This is a genomic window from Asticcacaulis sp. P2_B1 (assembly GCF_056404915.1).
The window spans coordinates 255711-271322 of the sequence record NZ_JBFUDD010000002.1 but is presented as its reverse complement, the minus strand read 5'-3'; the positions used below and the strand labels follow the sequence as shown (position 1 = coordinate 271322).

14 protein-coding genes are annotated in these 15612 nt (G+C 61.0%); 7 read left to right on the top strand and 7 right to left on the bottom strand.

Annotation, left to right across the window (positions count from 1 at the left end):
- The first annotated feature begins 71 nt into the window (after nucleotides 1-71).
- On the top strand, nucleotides 72-2168 hold the full coding sequence (locus AC1DX3_RS05625; protein WP_476988265.1) for a protein-disulfide reductase DsbD family protein: 2097 nt from the start codon (nucleotides 72-74) through the stop codon (nucleotides 2166-2168).
- Between the two features lie 191 nt (nucleotides 2169-2359).
- On the opposite strand, the gene AC1DX3_RS05620 is transcribed toward AC1DX3_RS05625, so the two are convergent.
- Nucleotides 2360-2839, bottom strand: coding sequence for a hypothetical protein (locus AC1DX3_RS05620; RefSeq protein WP_476988264.1), 480 nt, complete (start codon nucleotides 2837-2839; stop codon nucleotides 2360-2362).
- Nucleotides 2840-2925: 86 nt separating this feature from the next.
- Nucleotides 2926-3099 carry a hypothetical protein gene (locus tag AC1DX3_RS05615; protein WP_476988263.1) on the bottom strand — a complete coding sequence of 58 codons (174 nt, stop codon included), beginning with the start codon at nucleotides 3097-3099 and terminating at the stop codon, nucleotides 2926-2928.
- Nucleotides 3100-3447: 348 nt separating this feature from the next.
- On the opposite strand from AC1DX3_RS05615, the gene hisS reads away from it, so the two are divergent.
- The 3 genes from hisS (at nucleotide 3448) to AC1DX3_RS05600 (ending at nucleotide 7770) form a co-directional block, all read left to right on the top strand.
- Nucleotides 3448-4917, top strand: a complete 1470-nt coding sequence (gene hisS / locus AC1DX3_RS05610; RefSeq protein ID WP_476988262.1) for a histidine--tRNA ligase — start codon at nucleotides 3448-3450, stop codon at nucleotides 4915-4917.
- A gap of 450 nt (nucleotides 4918-5367) precedes the next feature.
- Nucleotides 5368-7500, top strand: a complete 2133-nt coding sequence (locus AC1DX3_RS05605; RefSeq protein ID WP_476988261.1) for a M13 family metallopeptidase — start codon at nucleotides 5368-5370, stop codon at nucleotides 7498-7500.
- Nucleotides 7501-7536: 36 nt separating this feature from the next.
- On the top strand, nucleotides 7537-7770 hold the full coding sequence (locus AC1DX3_RS05600) for a hypothetical protein (protein WP_476988260.1): 234 nt from the start codon (nucleotides 7537-7539) through the stop codon (nucleotides 7768-7770).
- A 2-nt stretch (nucleotides 7771-7772) separates the two neighbouring features.
- Here AC1DX3_RS05600 and AC1DX3_RS05595 read toward each other — a convergent pair whose 3' ends face one another.
- Entirely contained in the window at nucleotides 7773-7985 is a 213-nt protein-coding gene (locus tag AC1DX3_RS05595) for a hypothetical protein (protein WP_476988259.1), read from the bottom strand.
- 309 nt (nucleotides 7986-8294) lie between these two features.
- On the opposite strand from AC1DX3_RS05595, the gene AC1DX3_RS05590 reads away from it, so the two are divergent.
- The gene (locus AC1DX3_RS05590) at nucleotides 8295-8897 is read left to right on the top strand and encodes a TetR/AcrR family transcriptional regulator (protein WP_476988258.1); all 603 of its coding nucleotides are present in this window, start codon (nucleotides 8295-8297) and stop codon (nucleotides 8895-8897) included.
- The gene (locus tag AC1DX3_RS05585) at nucleotides 8894-9130 is read left to right on the top strand and encodes a hypothetical protein (protein ID WP_476988257.1); all 237 of its coding nucleotides are present in this window, start codon (nucleotides 8894-8896) and stop codon (nucleotides 9128-9130) included. Before AC1DX3_RS05590 ends, AC1DX3_RS05585 begins: the two co-directional genes overlap by 4 nt.
- A gap of 506 nt (nucleotides 9131-9636) precedes the next feature.
- Here the strand turns inward: AC1DX3_RS05585 and AC1DX3_RS05580 are convergent.
- The gene (locus AC1DX3_RS05580) at nucleotides 9637-11775 is read right to left on the bottom strand and encodes a M13 family metallopeptidase (RefSeq protein ID WP_476988256.1); all 2139 of its coding nucleotides are present in this window, start codon (nucleotides 11773-11775) and stop codon (nucleotides 9637-9639) included.
- A gap of 207 nt (nucleotides 11776-11982) precedes the next feature.
- Here AC1DX3_RS05580 and AC1DX3_RS05575 point away from each other — a divergent pair, with 207 nt between their 5' ends.
- Nucleotides 11983-13830, top strand: coding sequence for a cation:proton antiporter domain-containing protein (locus tag AC1DX3_RS05575; protein WP_476988255.1), 1848 nt, complete (start codon nucleotides 11983-11985; stop codon nucleotides 13828-13830).
- Nucleotides 13831-13941: 111 nt separating this feature from the next.
- On the opposite strand, the gene AC1DX3_RS05570 is transcribed toward AC1DX3_RS05575, so the two are convergent.
- The 3 genes from AC1DX3_RS05570 to AC1DX3_RS05560 all read right to left on the bottom strand — a co-directional run bounded on the left by AC1DX3_RS05570 (nucleotide 13942) and on the right by AC1DX3_RS05560 (nucleotide 15528).
- Nucleotides 13942-14301 (bottom strand): hypothetical protein, encoded by a 360-nt coding sequence (locus tag AC1DX3_RS05570; RefSeq protein ID WP_476988254.1) that lies wholly within the window; start codon nucleotides 14299-14301, stop codon nucleotides 13942-13944.
- A gap of 3 nt (nucleotides 14302-14304) precedes the next feature.
- Nucleotides 14305-14673: a hypothetical protein gene (locus tag AC1DX3_RS05565; RefSeq protein WP_476988253.1), complete on the bottom strand. Its 369-nt coding sequence runs from the start codon at nucleotides 14671-14673 to the stop codon at nucleotides 14305-14307.
- A 96-nt stretch (nucleotides 14674-14769) separates the two neighbouring features.
- Nucleotides 14770-15528: a prephenate dehydrogenase/arogenate dehydrogenase family protein gene (locus AC1DX3_RS05560; protein WP_476988252.1), complete on the bottom strand. Its 759-nt coding sequence runs from the start codon at nucleotides 15526-15528 to the stop codon at nucleotides 14770-14772.
- Between the last annotated feature and the right edge of the window lie 84 nt (nucleotides 15529-15612).

Below are 15612 nucleotides of genomic sequence, written 5' to 3'. Positions count from 1 at the left end.
GGGAAAATTTGCGATCCCGCCCGAAAAGAGTCGATGCGGTTTACATTATTCAATCGTATAAGACAGAACCTATGAAACTCAGCGGGTGGCGTGTGCGCGTGACTTCCTTTTACCGGTTCGTTCTGTCCATTATTGTGCTGGCCTTTGCGGCCGTCGCCCCGGTTCACGCCGCCGAAGGCCAAAGCGCCCATATCACGGCCAAGCTGATCGCCGAGTCCGCCACGGTGGCGCCCAATGGCCAGGTGCTGCTCGGTCTCGACTATGTCACCACCAAGGGCTGGCACACCTACTGGATCAATCCCGGCGACACCGGCCTGGCGCCCAAGATCACCTGGAACCTGCCCGACGGCGTCACGGCCGGCGATATCCAGTGGCCTACTCCGACCCAGTTGCCCGCCTTCGGCCTGATGAGCTACGGCTATGATGGCCCCACAACCCTCTTGATCCCGCTACGCAACGCTTCGAAACTGACCGCCGGCGATACCTTGCCCATCAAGGCCCATGTCGACTATCTCGTCTGCGCCGACGTCTGTATCCCCGAAAGCCTCGATGTCAGCCTGAACCTCAAGGTCGGTCCGCCGTCGCGCGGTCCGGGCGCCGCCGCCATCGACAAGGCAAAAAATACCCTGCCCCAAGCCGATCCGCTCAAGGGCACGATCGATATTCATAACAATACCGTCGAATTCGGCTTTCCCGGCAGCTTCGATGCGCGCGGCGCCTACTTCTTTCCCGCCCAATCCGATGTGGTCAGCGCGACGGCGCCGCAGACGGTCGATATGGGCGGCAAGGGTTTCGCCCTGCGTACCCAGGGCGCCGGTTCCGCCCTGCCGGAAGGTCCGCTTTCCGGCGTGCTTAAACTGGCCAATGGCAAAGCCTATAATGTCGATCTGGCGCGCGCTCCGCTGTCGCCGGACGTCCATGGCCTCGGCGGACCGGGTGAAGAGAAAGCCAACACCTCCATCGGCGGCGTCCTGATCGCCATGGCCTTCGCCTTTATCGGCGGCCTGATCCTCAACCTGATGCCGTGCGTCTTCCCGGTCCTGTCGATGAAGTTGCTCAGCCTGTCGCGCGCCGGCCACGACCATCGCCTGGCGCAAACCGAAGCCCTGGTCTATGGCGCCGGCGCCATCGTCAGCTTCGTGGCCCTGGCCCTGATGCTCCAGATCGCCCATAGCCTCGGCGCCTCGCTCGGCTGGGGTTTCCAACTGCAATCGCCCTTTGTCACCGCCTTGCTGGCCCTGGTCATGCTGCTGGTGGCGCTCAACATGTCGGGCTTTTTCGAGATCGGCGCCAGCCTGCAAAGCGCCGCCGGCGTCGCTTTCGACGCCAAGCGGCCCTTGATCGCCGCCTTCCTGACCGGCGTCCTGGCGGTCGTCGTCGCGGCCCCGTGTACGGCGCCCTTCATGGCCACCGCCATCGGCGTTGCCCTGGCGCAAGGCGGCGTCACCTCTTTCGCCATCTTTGTCGCGCTCGGTCTGGGCTTTGCCCTGCCGTTCGTCGCCTTGACCTTCCTGATCACCATGGTGCCCGGCGTGGCCAAGGCCCTGCCCAAACCCGGCAAGTGGATGGACATGCTGAAATACGCCCTGTCGCTGCTGATGTATGCCGCGGCGGCCTGGCTGGTTTGGGTCTTCGCCCAACAGGTCCAGATGAGCGGCCTGATCATTCTGCTGGTCGCCCTGGCCGTGGTGACGGCCGGCGTTCTGAAACTGCCCTTGCCGAAATTCGCCAAGGCCTTCCTGCTGGTCGGCGGCCTGGTTCTCTGCATCTTCGCCGCCATGCAGCCGCACGCGGCGAAAACCACGTCCGTCGCCTCGGACCTGCCGCCGCACAGCGAATTCCATGTCGCCGCCCTGGCCGACCTGCGCAGCCAGAATACGCCGGTCCTGGTCGACCTGACGGCGGCCTGGTGCGTCACCTGCAAGGTCAATGAGCGCCTGGTCATGGCCACGCCGGCTTTCGAGAAGGCTCTGAAGGACACCGGCACGGTCTATATGGTCGGCGACTGGACCAATCAGGACAGCGAAATCTCGCACTACCTGACGCTCTACGGCCGCTCGGGCGTGCCGCTCTATGTCTATTACGGCCGCAACAATGCCGAACCCAAGGTCCTGCCGCAGATCCTCAATAAGGACGCGGTGGTGAAACTTCTGGAGTCGGGCAAGTAACGTATTGTCCGCAGATTGACGCAGATTAAAGCGGGTGATTTTTCAGTGCGCGGTCGGCAGCGGCAGAGAGATGTACTTCTCTTCGCGAGCGTAGCTCGCCTTCACGTGGTCGCCGGATCAAGCACAATATTCGCCAGCAAAACGCTGAAAAATCACCCGCTTTAATCTGCGTCAATCTGCGGATAAGCCCCTTACCGATTGCCGAATTCGAGCACGCAGTCCAAACCGGAATCGGCGGTATCCGGTGTCACAATGACATCGATATTGTCGCTCAGCAGCGCTTCCATATTGCCAAGGGCAGTCGCCATGTCGCCGTCCGACTTGGCGGCTTCGACGTCCTTGATCTTGTTGCCCAGATCGAGCGACACCCCCATCAGGATGCATTTGAGATCGCGGTCGGTGCCGCGCGCCTTGAGGTCGAGATGGCCTTTCATGTCGCCGTCCGACAGCGCCTTGACCTGTTGCAGGTAGGCCTGGAACGACGGCTCAGACAACAGGGCAACCGCCGGCGTAAACGCCGCGGTTTGAGTTTTCAACTGCTCGGCCGAACTGACCAGTCCGGCATACAAGGGCTCGCGCGACAACGGATTGACCGCTGGCGCGTTGTCAAAAGCCGCTGCCGGAAAGGCGAGGCCTAGAGCTATAAGGGCCGGCAGGATTCGTAAGGTCATGGTGCGCGCTCCGGGACAACCAAGCGCACACTATGCAAAAGACCGGCCAAACAAAGCGTTAAAGCCCGAAAAAGCTTAAAACGCCGTCAGTAATGCGGTTGCGGTACCGGATCGCCGGCATGGTGGCACGGAATGCCGACGGCGCAGCCGTTATCGAGTTTGGTGAACGCAAAAGCGATGATTCCCGCGCCGACGATCACACAGATCATGGCGACTACAAAACGCGAGAAACTTTCCATCGTGTGAGAAGACTTGCTCATAGTTTTGCCCTCCTTAGGGGAAACTATTGATAACACCTTTTTGCCTCATTTAACAGGGGGTTAACTGAATATTTTGACATTGGTGTCAAAATACCGCTGGACTCTTTATTCTCCTGTCGCGCGAATCTAGCGACTTCAAGGGCATTGAGTAGGGCGGTCGTTCGAAGGAAAGGTTTTTGGCGTTGACGCCAATACCGCGCCTTTAAACCTGGCGCATTGAGCGCCCGCGCCACGTTTGGCACGTAGCCAGGGCCACGCCAAAGCCTCGGAAGTGGCCGGCCGGCGACTGAGGCTTGGAAACACCAGCAAAAGCTTGTCTCTTCGGGCCCAATAGTCTAATCGCGGCGCATGAGCGAAAATCCAGACCCTACCTTCCGTCCCGAAGCCAGAAGCCCGCGCGGCTTTGCCGATAAACGCGCCCGTCAGATCGCCATCGAACGCCGGCTGATCAACACCGTGTCCAAGGTCTATGAAGACTTCGGCTTCGAAGCCTTGCAGACGCCGGCTTTCGAATATGCCGACGCGCTTGGTAAGTTCCTGCCCGATTCCGACCGCCCCAATGTCGGTGTCTTCGCGCTCCAGGACGACGACGAACAATGGATGGCTCTGCGTTACGACCTGACGGCGCCTCTGGCCCGCTTCGCCGCGCAAAACTGGGAAACCCTGCCCAAGCCGTTCCGCCGCTATGCCTTCGGGCCGGTCTATCGCAATGAAAAGCCGGGGCCCGGCCGTCTGCGCGAATTTATCCAATGCGACGCCGACACCATCGGCTCCGATCGCCCGGAAGCCGACGCCGAAATGGTCGCCCTGGCCGTCGCCGGCTTCAAGGCCGCCGGCATTCCGGCGCAGCTACGCGTCAATAACCGCAAACTGCTGAACGGCCTGTTGGCCGGCCAGGGCGTCACCGACGCCGGCCAGCAAATGGGCGTGCTTCGTGCCATCGACAAACTCGACCGGCTGGGCCTCGAAGGCGTGCAATTGCTGCTGGGCAAGGGCCGCAAGGACGACAGCGGCGCCTTCACCAAGGGCGCCGAACTGGGTGACGCCGCCATCGGCGCCGTGCTGGGCTTCGTCTCGGCGGCGCAAAACGCCACCTCGCGCAGCCAGGTCCTGGAACGCCTCGCCGCGGTATTGGCCAATTCGCCGGAAGGGCAGGCGGGTCTCGAAGACCTGTCGCGCATCGGTTCGGCCTTGACCGCCTTGGGTGTCGACGATGAGGCAGCGGTGTTCGATCCGTCGATCGTGCGCGGCCTGGAATATTACACCGGCGCCGTTTTTGAGGCCGAGCTGCTGATCGAGACGCGCGATGACAAGGGTGAACTGGTCAAGTTCGGCAGTGTCGGCGGCGGCGGCCGTTATGACGACCTGATCGCACGCTTCACCGGCCAGATTACGCCGGCGACCGGCTTTTCCTTCGGCGTATCGCGCCTGTCGGCAGCCCTGGCCCTGGCTGAGACCCAAGCCCCGGTACGTGGGCCGATCGTCATTATCAACTTCTCCGAAGCCGATATGGGGGCCTATTTCGCCCTGGCCGCCGATATCCGTGCCGCCGGCATGGCTGCCGAGGTCTATCTCGGCCGTTCCGGTATGAAGGCGCAAATGAAGTATGCCGATCGTCGACTCAGCCCGGCCGTCGTCATGATTGGTGAGGACGAGCTCAAAGCTGGTACCGTTACCATAAAAGATCTCGATTTAGGCCGCGATCTGGCGATGCAAATAAGTGACAATAACGCCTGGCGCGAAGGGCGTCCCGGCCAGGTCACTCTGCCACGTGCGGGCGCCATCAACCATTTGAAATCCATAACAGAATCTCACTGACAGCGCTGTCAATATAACGGCGATTTGAAGTGTTTTTTGTTGAGACTGTTACCAACCCAAGTCAGGTCCAAAATAATTTTGACACATTGTCATAAAAGCGGTTGACACAGAGACGGAAAAACTGTTTTCTCCGGCTCAAGAGAACGGAACTTCTCCCGCAGAGAGAAGTCAGTTCCGGCGTTTCGGGGAGGAAACGCTCGTTAAAAACAAAGCAAAAAGCTCGCCGGGACATATCCCCCCAGGCGGGCTTTTTTTTGCCCAAAAATCAGTCCTGAAATCGATATTTTTGACAACTGTGTCAAAATATGGCCGATCGGCCCGTATGTTACGCCGATGCAAAAATGAAGAATTATTCATGATACAAATATATTAAACTGTATCATGCTGGCGCACTGACCTAACGGGGCGCGGGCTTGGGTTATGCGTGCGCCCATATGTGAAAGACTTCTCATGCGCGCCTTACGCACCCGTCTCCTGACCTCAGCCCTTGTCTTGTCGCTTCCCTTCGCGGCCGCCCTGAACGCGACGGCCATGGCCGAGGTCCGTTCGAGCGACGTCCCGCAACCCTATCCCGCCCACAGCTTTCTCGCCGACGTCAGTGGTGACGATGCCACCGAAATGGCCAAGCTCGGTAAATCCTACGGCAGCTGGGGTTTCGACGTCGCCGGCATGGATACCTCGGTCAAGCCGGGCGACGACTTCTACATCTACGCCAACGGCAAGGCGCTTCAGGCCCTGGTGATTCCAGCCGACGAACCGGGTTCCGGCGGCTTCGACAAGCTGGCCGACCTGTCGGAACTGCGCGAGAAGGACATCGTGACGACCCTCGCCGGCCAGACCGGCCTCAGCGGCGAAGAGCTGCAGATCGCCGACCTGTACCGCAGCGCCATGAACAGCGACCTGCGCAATAGTCTCGACACCAAGCCGCTGCAATCGGACCTTGACGCCATCGCCGCGGTCAAGACCAAGGACGATATGGCCAGCTATATGGGCTGGACCGCCAAGGGTTTTGGCTCGGCCTTCTTCAATCTCAGCGTCTATGACGATGCCAAGGTGCCCGGTTTCTATGCCTTGCAGGTCGGCCAGGCAGGCCTTGGCCTGCCCGATCCCGACTACTATTTGACGGACACTTATGCCGACAAGAAGGCGGCCTACGAGACCTATATCACCGACATGCTGACCATGGCCGGCTATGCCGATCCGGCCAAGAACGCCGCCGACATCGTCGCCATGGAAACCGCCATCGCAAAGGTGAGCTGGACACGCATCGAACGCCGCGACGACACCAAGACCTATAACCCCATGGCGCTGAAGGACCTCAATACCTATGCGCCGGGCTTCAACTGGGACGGCTTCTTCCACGCCGCCGAGGCCGACAAGGCGACCAAGGTCATCGTCGCCGAAAACACCGCCTTCCCCAAGATCGCCAAGATCTTCGCCGATACGCCGCTCGAGACTCTGAAGGCCTGGGAAGCCTTCCGCACCATCGACCAGGCCTCTGCCTACCTGTCCGACCGGTTCTATAACCGTCGTTTCGAGTTCCGTTCCAAGGCGCTCTACGGCATCGACGAACAACGCCCGCTGTGGAAGCGTGCGGTCGGCACGGTCGACGGCAATATGGGCGACGCCGTCGGCAAGGTCTATGCCGCACGTTACTTCCCGGCGGAATCCAAGGCCAAGATGGAAAACCTGGTCGCCAACCTGCTGGCCGCCATGAAGGTGCGCATCGAGAACCTGACCTGGATGTCGGCGCCGACCAAGGCCAAGGCGCTCGACAAGCTGGCGCATTTCGGCGTCCGCATCGGTTATCCCGACCAATGGCGCGACTATAGCAGCCTGGCCATCAAGGCCGACGATCTCTACGGCAATGTCGAACGGTCTTCGGCCTATGAATGGGACTGGCGCATTGCCCATATCGAAAAACCGCTCGATCCCAATGACTGGGGCATGAATCCGCAGACCGTCAATGCCCAATATTCGCCGACGCGCAATGAGATCATTTTCCCGGCCGCTATCCTGCAGCCCCCGTTCTTCGACCCGAACGCCGACATGGCGGTCAATTACGGCGCCATCGGCGCGGTTATCGGCCACGAAATCACCCATGGCTTCGACGATCAGGGGCGCCACTACGATTCGGTCGGCAATCTCGTCGACTGGTGGACGCCGGAGGATTCGGAGAAGTTCATCGCCCAGACCAAAAATCTGAGCGCCCAATACGACACCTATCAACCGGTGGCCGGCGTCAACGTCAAGGGCGACCAGACCATGGGCGAGAATATCGCCGACCTGGGCGGTATCCTGATGGCCATGGACGCCTATCATGTCTCGCTGAACGGTCAGGCCGCGCCGACAATCGACGGCTTTACCCCGGAACAGCGCGTCTTCCTCGGCTTCGCTCAGGTGTGGCAGAGCAAGTACAAGGAGGACTTCATGAAGTTCCTCATTGCCGCCGACGTTCACTCGCCGGACCACTTCCGCGCTGTCGGTCCGACCCGCAATGTTGACGATTGGTACAAGGCCTTCAACGTTCAGCCGGGCGACAAGTACTATCTCAAGCCGGAAGACCGCGTCCGCATCTGGTAAGCAACATGAATACCGAAAGGCCGCTACGGGACTGATATGAACCGCACCTTTTTCAGTCTTGTGGCGACCTTCGGCGGACTGGCCTTGACCGTGGCCGCGGTGCTGGCCATGTGCGCGGTGTGCGTGTTCGGCAATCTGAACCCCGCCGAACTCTTCGCGGCGGATCTGGGCGTGGCCCTGGTTGTCGGTTTTATCGCCGGCGTCGTCCTGGCCATAGCCGGCGCGATCGGGCTGGTGGTGCTCACTGTACCGCCGTCGAAACCGAAATAGCTCTAATTAACCTGACCGGTATGCATAGCGTGACGTACCTTGCCGCCGCGGGTGGTCTGGTCGGTCGGCTGATAATGCAGGAAGCTCGAGACATCGTTACCCATCAGAGCCATGTCGCGATGCCAGTCGCGCGGATTGTGGGCGCTCGCCTGAAAGGCCGAAACGGTGACGGCGACAGTGGCGGCAATGGCGGCGGTATATAACAGACCCTTCATGGGTGCTCTCCGATGTGATGGCGGGTTTTGCGGGGAAGCTCAGGCGCGGAACCATACGTGATGGCGATGTTTCCGCGCCTGCTTACTATCCCCCCTCGGCCCCCCGAGGTTGCATCACGCCGAAAAGTGGTCAACGGCTAGGAAGGACACTTTTCGGGTTATCGCGATGCGTAGTCTTGCAAATAACGTCTTCCATCATGCGGGCGTTTCATGATATGAACGTCGTTCACAAATGTTGTATAGCGTAATCGTGAACGTCGTTCAATAAAAAAATGAACTTCGTTCAAAAAATAATTCCGGAATGAAATCATGGCATCTCCCCGCACGGCAGACAGGCGGCAAGCGCAACTCGAAGCCCTTATCGACGCCGCCGAAAAGCGCATTTGCGAGTCGGGCGTGGCCAGTCTGAAGGCCCGCGACCTGGCGGCCGATATCGGTGTGGCGCTCGGCGGTCTCTACAATATCGTCGACGATATGGATGCCCTGACCCTGCGCGTGGCCTCGAAGACCCTGGCGCGTCTGGGCCAGGCGGCGGCCGAAGCGACCGGTCATATGAGCCTGGCGACGCGGGACGAGGCCATCGACCGCCTGGTAGCGGTGGCGCATACCTATCTCAAATTCGCGCGCGAGAATCTGCGCCTCTGGCGGATGATCTTCGAACTCCGGCTGGACAGCCCGCTGCCGGATTGGGCGGCGCAGGATCAGCTGCGGCTGTTCCGTCATATCGCCGAGCCCCTGGCGGTCATCATGCCCGACCTCGATGTGGTGGCGCTGACCGTGCGAGCACGCACCCTGTTCGCCGCCGTCCACGGCATTATCACCATCGGGCTGGAAGAACGTCTGATCGCCGTTCCGATGCAGAAACTGGCCGACGAGATCGCCTGGCTGACCCGCGCTGCTTGTAAAGCATGAGCCCGCTGGCTCAGGCGAAGTGTACCTTCTTTATAGGCCTCGCCATTTTCGTGGTCGGGATCGGCGGCCCCATGCTTGTTTACGCCTATGCCGGCGGCGGCGAAATGGGTGTCGAAGGTGTCGCGATGCTGGGTCTTTTGCCCGTTATGTTCATCGGATTTTGGCTTGGTTTAACGGTCATGATTGCTGGCGGGCTTATGTGGGCGGCAGCGGCGTTTTCCCGAAATCGTTGATGAATGTCTCCATATCCGCTTCGCCAATTCCATCCAGAATCCACATTTGATACGCCGCCCATAAAAAGCCAGCACTGCTCTCAACGTCGTCCACGTTTATGACCAATCTTCTGATCTCGTAATTCAAGCCGCCATCCTTTGTGTAAGCTGATGGGGCCTCCCTTTGTTCCGTCAAATTCACATTTATCTGCCTATTGCCCCTTTTTACGTCCAATATCGTCCTGGAAAAGTATAGTTCTTTGTCTTTCAGGTGTTCATAGTCGAACACGAGTCCGTGCGCATGACACCGACGTTTGAACTCGTGCGTCAGCAGCTCATGCTGAGACTTAAGTCGGTCAATACCTGGAAAAACGTTCATTTTACGACACCTCTGGCACGTAATATTAATTCGGACGCCCAATAACACCCGCTTATAAAAAACCTCCCGACCTTTCAGCCGGGAGGTTCTCAGTTGATCACGCGCGGACCCTGCCGAGCGTCAGTAACGGGTTAAGGGTCCGCGACCCTTACCAGATGCGGACGCGGGCTTCGGGGGCCAGATAGTACTTGTCGCCGGGCTGGACATTGAAGGCCTTGTACCAGGCATCGATATTGCGGACCGGTCCGATGACGCGGAAGACGGCCGGCGAGTGCGGATCGGTGGCGACCTGCTGCTTGATGGCGTCGTCGCGGTACTTGGAGCGCCACACCTGGGCAAAGCCCATAAAGACGCGCTGGTCGCCGGTGAAGCCGTCGAGCGTCGGCGCGGCCTGGCCGTTGAGATAGAGGTGATAGGCGTCGAGGCCGAGCAGGTTGCCGCCCAGGTCGGCGATATTTTCGCCCATGGTCAGGCCGCCCTGGACGTGAACGCCGGGGAGGGGCTCAAAGGCGTCGTACTGGGCGCCGTAGATCTTGGTCTGGGCGTCGAACTTGGCCGAATCCTCAGCGGTCCACCAATCGGTCAGCATGCCGTCGCCGTCATAATGGCGGCCCTGGTCGTCGAAACCGTGGGTGATTTCGTGGCCGATGACGCCGCCGATGCCGCCGTAATTGACGGCCATGTCGGCGTTCGGGTCGAAGAACGGCGGCTGCAGGATGGCGGCCGGGAAGACGATTTCGTTGCGTGTCGGCGAATAGTAGGCGTTCACGGTTTGCGGCGTCATGCCCCATTCTTCCGGATCTACCGGCTTGTCGAGCTTGGACAGGGCAAACGCCCAATCGAAGGTATTGGAACGCTGGATATTGCCAAACAGATCGTCGGCCTTGACGGTCAGGCCGCTATAATCGCGCCACTTGTTGGGATAGGCGATCTTGACGCCGAACTTGCTGAGCTTTTCCAGCGCCTTGGCCTTGGTTTCGGGCGTCATCCAGGTCAGGTTCTCGATGCGGGCCTTCAGCGCCGTGCGCAGGCCGGCGACCAGGGTTTCCATCTTGGCCTTGGATTCCGGCGGGAAATAGGCGGCGACATAGTCGCGGCCCAGGCCTTCGCCGATCGAGCCTTCGACGGCGCCGATCGCGCGCTTCCAGCGCGGGCGCTGTTCCTGGGCGCCGCCCAGCTCGTGCGAACGGAACGTCCATTGCGCCGTGACGAAGCGTTCCGACAGGTAGGGCGCGGCCTGGTCGATGGTGCGGAAAGCTTCCCATGCCTTGATGGTGTCGAGCGGCGTGTCGGCGAAGATCTTGGCGATCTGCGGGAAGGCGGTGTTTTCGGCGACGATGACCTTCTGCGCGCCGGCGGTGCCGCTGGCGACGAAGTAAGCGTTCCAGTCGAAGCCGGGCGCCAGGGTCGGCAGTTCGGCCAGTGTCATCGGATTATAGGTCTTGGTGTCGTCGCGGCGGTCGATGCGCGTCCAGCTCACCGTGGCGATGGCGGTTTCCATGGCGACGATGTCGGCGGCGTTCTTGTCCGGGTCGGGATAGCCGGCCATGGTCAGCATCTGGGCGACATAGGCCTGATACTTGGCCTTCTTGTCGGCGAAGGCGTCTTTCAGATAATAGTCGCGGTCGGGCAGGCCGAGGCCGGCCTGGCCCAGTTGCAGGACATTGACCTTCGGGTTCTTGGCGTCTTCTCCGACATAGGCGCCGAAGAAGGCCGAGCCGAACGTGCCTGAGGTATGGCCCATATAGCCGGCCATCTGGCTCTTGTCGGTGATGGCGGCGATGTTGGCCAACATGGGCTGCAGCGGCGCGGCATCAAGCTTTTCGACGGCGGCGGCGTCCATCATGCTGTTATAGATGGCGGCGATCTTGACGTCGTCGCCAGTAAGGTCGCTCCGGGCCGCCAGGGCTTCGACAATGGCCTTGGAACGGGCTTCGGATAGGTCGCGCAAGGCGATGAAGCTGCCATAGGAGGTCTTGTCGGCCGGGATGACCATGTTCGCCACGGCGGTGCCGTTGACATAGTTGAAGAAGCTGTCGCCCGGCTTGACCGAGGTGTCCATGCCGCTCAGGTCGATGCCCCATTTGCCGTAGGTCTTGGCGACCGTCGACGTGGCGTCGCCGCCACCCGCCGCGGTATCGGCCGGAATGAAGCCGTCCAGGCTTTCCAGCGATTGCATGGTGCAGTAGGTGTCGAGGCAGTTGGTTTTGTCGGCGGCGAAGGCCGTGCCGGACAAGGCTACGACGGCCAAAGCGGTCGTGCAGGTCAAGGTTTTCAGAAGACGCATTCAGGACACCCTATTTTTATCGGCGCTTGAGCACGCCGGAATTTTGGCCAAACAGTAGTTCAGTTAGAAACTAAATACTTTGTAGCGGCTTTTCCGTCGCTGCCACATGAATTTTTTTTCATGTTCGGCAGAAATGACGCACCGCGGGGTTACATATCGCCGAAAATTCCCTTTATAAGAAGGACACCCGACGACGAGGAGCCAAACATGACCCCGCCCGCCGCCGCCTTACCCGCCGCCCTGACCGAAACGCTCACCCCTATCGTCACGGGAGCCGAGGCCTATTACGTCTTCATCATCGTCTTCCTGCTGGCTTCGGCGGTGATCATACCTTTGTTCCAGCGCCTCAAGGTCTCGAGTGTGCTCGGCTTCTTGCTGGTCGGCGTCGTGCTGGGGCCCGACATTATGGGGCGGCTGGCGAAATTTTGGGCGCCGCTCGATGCCTTTGCCGTCATGCGCTCGCACGCCGTCACCCATCTTGCCGAGCTGGGCGTGGTCTTCCTCCTGTTCTCCATCGGTCTGGAACTGACCTTCGAGCGCCTGAAGTCGATGCGTAAGCTGGTCTTCGGCCTCGGCGCCGTCCAGGTCGGCGTCAGCGCCCTGGTCTTGACCGGGCTTTTCATGGTGCTGGGCGCCGGCTGGATCGCCTCGGTAACGCTCGGCATGGCGTTGGCCCTATCGTCGACGGCCGTCGTCATCCCCGTCCTGGCCGACCGCAAGGCGCTGAACAGTCCTTCGGGCCGCACGGTTTTCGCCGTCCTGCTGGCTCAGGATCTGAGCGTGGCGCCCATCCTGATCACCGTCGTCATGCTAGCCGGCGCCGCCGGCGGAGAGGCGGCAGGCTTGCAAGGCCTGTGGGCCCTGATTCCGGCCCTGATCGGCATGGGGGTTCTCGTCATTGGCGGCCGCTGGCTGTTGCGCCCGCTGTTCAATTCGGTGGCCCGGTCGAAGAACCGCGAGCTGTTCATGGCGGCCTGCCTGCTGGTCGTCGTCGTCTCCGGCCAGGTCGCGGTGATGACGGGCCTCAGCATGGGCCTGGGCGCCTTTATCGCCGGCGTGCTACTAGCCGAAACCGAATATCGCCGCGAGATCGAGGTCATGATCGACCCGTTCAAAGGCCTGTTGCTCGGCCTGTTCTTCGTCACCGTCGGGGCGCGCCTCGAAGTCTCCGCCGTTCTGGCCGAGCCCGTCCTGGTTCTCGGCCTGGCAGCCGGCCTGATCGCCTTGAAGGCCGCCGTCCTTTATCCGGCGGCCCGCGCCTTCGGGCTCGGCAACCGCAACGCCATTGAAACCGCGCTGGTTCTTGGGCCCGCCGGTGAATTCGCTTTCGTCATCATCGACGAAGCCATCGGCCACAAGGTCTTGAGCGCCGGCTTCGGCCAGGCGGTCATCCTGTCGGCGATCATCAGCCTGTTCTGCGTGCCCCTGCTGGCCATGGTGGGCGGCCGCATCGTCAAATCCATCACCAAGGCCAAGGACCAGACCGCGGTCGCGCCCGACACCATCCGCGAAGGCGACAAGGTCATCATCATCGGCTTCGGCCGCGTCGGCGCCCTGGTCGCCGACATGCTGACCCTGCACAAGATCGACTATATGGTGGTCGACTTCAATCCGCAGGTGACCTCGCGCGCCCGGGCCCAGGGCATCGAGGCCTGGTACGGCGACGCTTCCGTGCCGGATTTCCTGACCAATGTCGGATTGGAACGCGCCCGCGCCGTCGTGGTGACGGCCTCAAATCCGGGCTTTACCGACAATTGCGTCAAGGCGGTGCGGGCCCTCCGCGACGACGTCCATATCATCGCCCGCGCCCGCGACGCCTCGCACGCGCAACGCCTATATCAGATGGGGGCGACCGACGCCGTGCCGGAAACCATCGAAGCCTCGCTGCAACTCGCGGAAAACACCCTGATCGATCTTGGCATACCGATGGGCCTGGTCCTGGCCAGCGTTCATGAGCGCCGCGACGTCTTCCGCAAGATGTTCGGCGTCCGCGGCAGCGACGCCCCGGTCGCCGCCATAGCCCTGGCGGCAGCCCAGAAGACGGAAGTTGGGTAATTTTAGATTGAGGCACTTCCCTTAACCCCTCGCCCCTTTCAAGGGGAGAGGGTGGCAGGCTTCAGCCTGCCGGGTGAGGGGTTCTTTCTTCTTAAGATGCATCGTCGTGCTTTAAGTCTTCGAACACAGCCTGTCGTGATCGGCCTGCGCATCTCCGGCATTCAGTAACGCCGTATCCTTCGCCTGCCTGGCCTGGGCGACCAGTCCGGCGCGCTTGCCGTCATCCAGCGTCCCGTCGCCGGCCAGCAGCGCGAGTACCGGATCGATAGCGGTGGCGGCCTTGGCGAAATCGCCGATCGCCGCCGTCAGGGCCAGGCACGTGCCGGTCCTGTCATGGGCCTCATTCAAACGGTTGGCGCTTGCCATTTCGCTCTGCGCGGCGTCGAACGCCCTGTGATAGGGCGCCATGGCGGCGTCATAGTCCGGCGCCGGAGCCATCAGCAGGGCAGCGGCGAGGACCAGGACATGCATCGCCTAACAATATTTCGCGATCAGGGCGTCGAGCCGGCTGTGCGAACTGGCGAAGCTGGTCGCCAGGTCGGTCAGTTGACCTTGCTGCGCGGTGCGTGCGGCGCTGTCCAACCGTGTGTCGGCGTTAATCAGGGGCCCGTCTACGGAGACCAGCGCCTCGGCTATGGTGATTTCGTCGACGGCTGTGCGCATGGCTGTGCACCCCGTAGTCGTATCGCCGGCATTGATGGCGGTAACCGCCGAGGTGGTGGCGGCGGACGCTGCCTTGGCGTGCATGACCATGTCGCCTTCCAGGGCGTCGCGGTTGTCGGCCATGGCCGGAGCTGTCACGGCGAAGGACAGGGCTAGTATAGCGATAAATATGCGTTTCATGATGGGCCTCCCTTGCGAGAGGTTAACAGCATCGGCCGCCATCGCCGAATGACAAAGGCTGTTAGTATTGGGGCGGTTATTTATTTCCGCAGCTAGTTATTTGCCCGTTTCTTGGCTTTCCAACCGGCCGCGCAGGCTGTCGATTTCGGCGAAGAAGCGCTTGCGCACCTCGCCGGCAAAGGGATTGTCGCGTTCGATACTGAGGAACAGCTCATCGCTATCGCCCTGGACCAGGCCGATGCCCTGCATCATCAGGTCGTAGGACCGCGTCGTATGCACGGTCGGCAAGGGCTCCAGCCCCGTCATCACCTTGGCGATCAGGTGGGTCAGCCCCTGAACCGCGGCCAGGGCGCGGTCGTGCTGCTCCGGCGTCGCCACCGACACCTTGAGGTCCAGGGTCTCGCGGAAGAAGCGCAGGATCGGCGCCAGACGGCGAACCCGCACCGGACAGACGACGATTTCGAGGTCGTGAATGCCCTTGCGCGCCGACTGTGGCCCGAACAAGGGATGGGTGCACAGGATATAGGCGCTGGGCGGCAGCAGGTCCTGCATCCACTTGGCCGGCTTCATCTTGACCGAGCCAACATCGATGATCAGGGCATGGGGATGAACGTGTGGCGCGATGGCGGCGATCAATTCCGGGAAGGTGCGGATCGGCGTCGCCAGGACGACCAGCCGGCAACCGGCGACCTCTTCGAAACTGGCGAGGGCGACATTGTGGCGCTTGGCGAAGGCACGGGCGTGCGGACTGGTGTCATAGGCATAGATATCGAAATAGGGCGACAAATGCTTGACGATCAGGCGGCCGAAGGCGCCCAGACCAAACAAACCCAGCTTATGAACCTTTTTGTACACGCAAACGCCGTAGAAGAAAAAAAGAGAAGCCGCGCCCGTAACATAAAAGCTTACAGTTAGCGAGATGAAACTCCTGTAAACGGG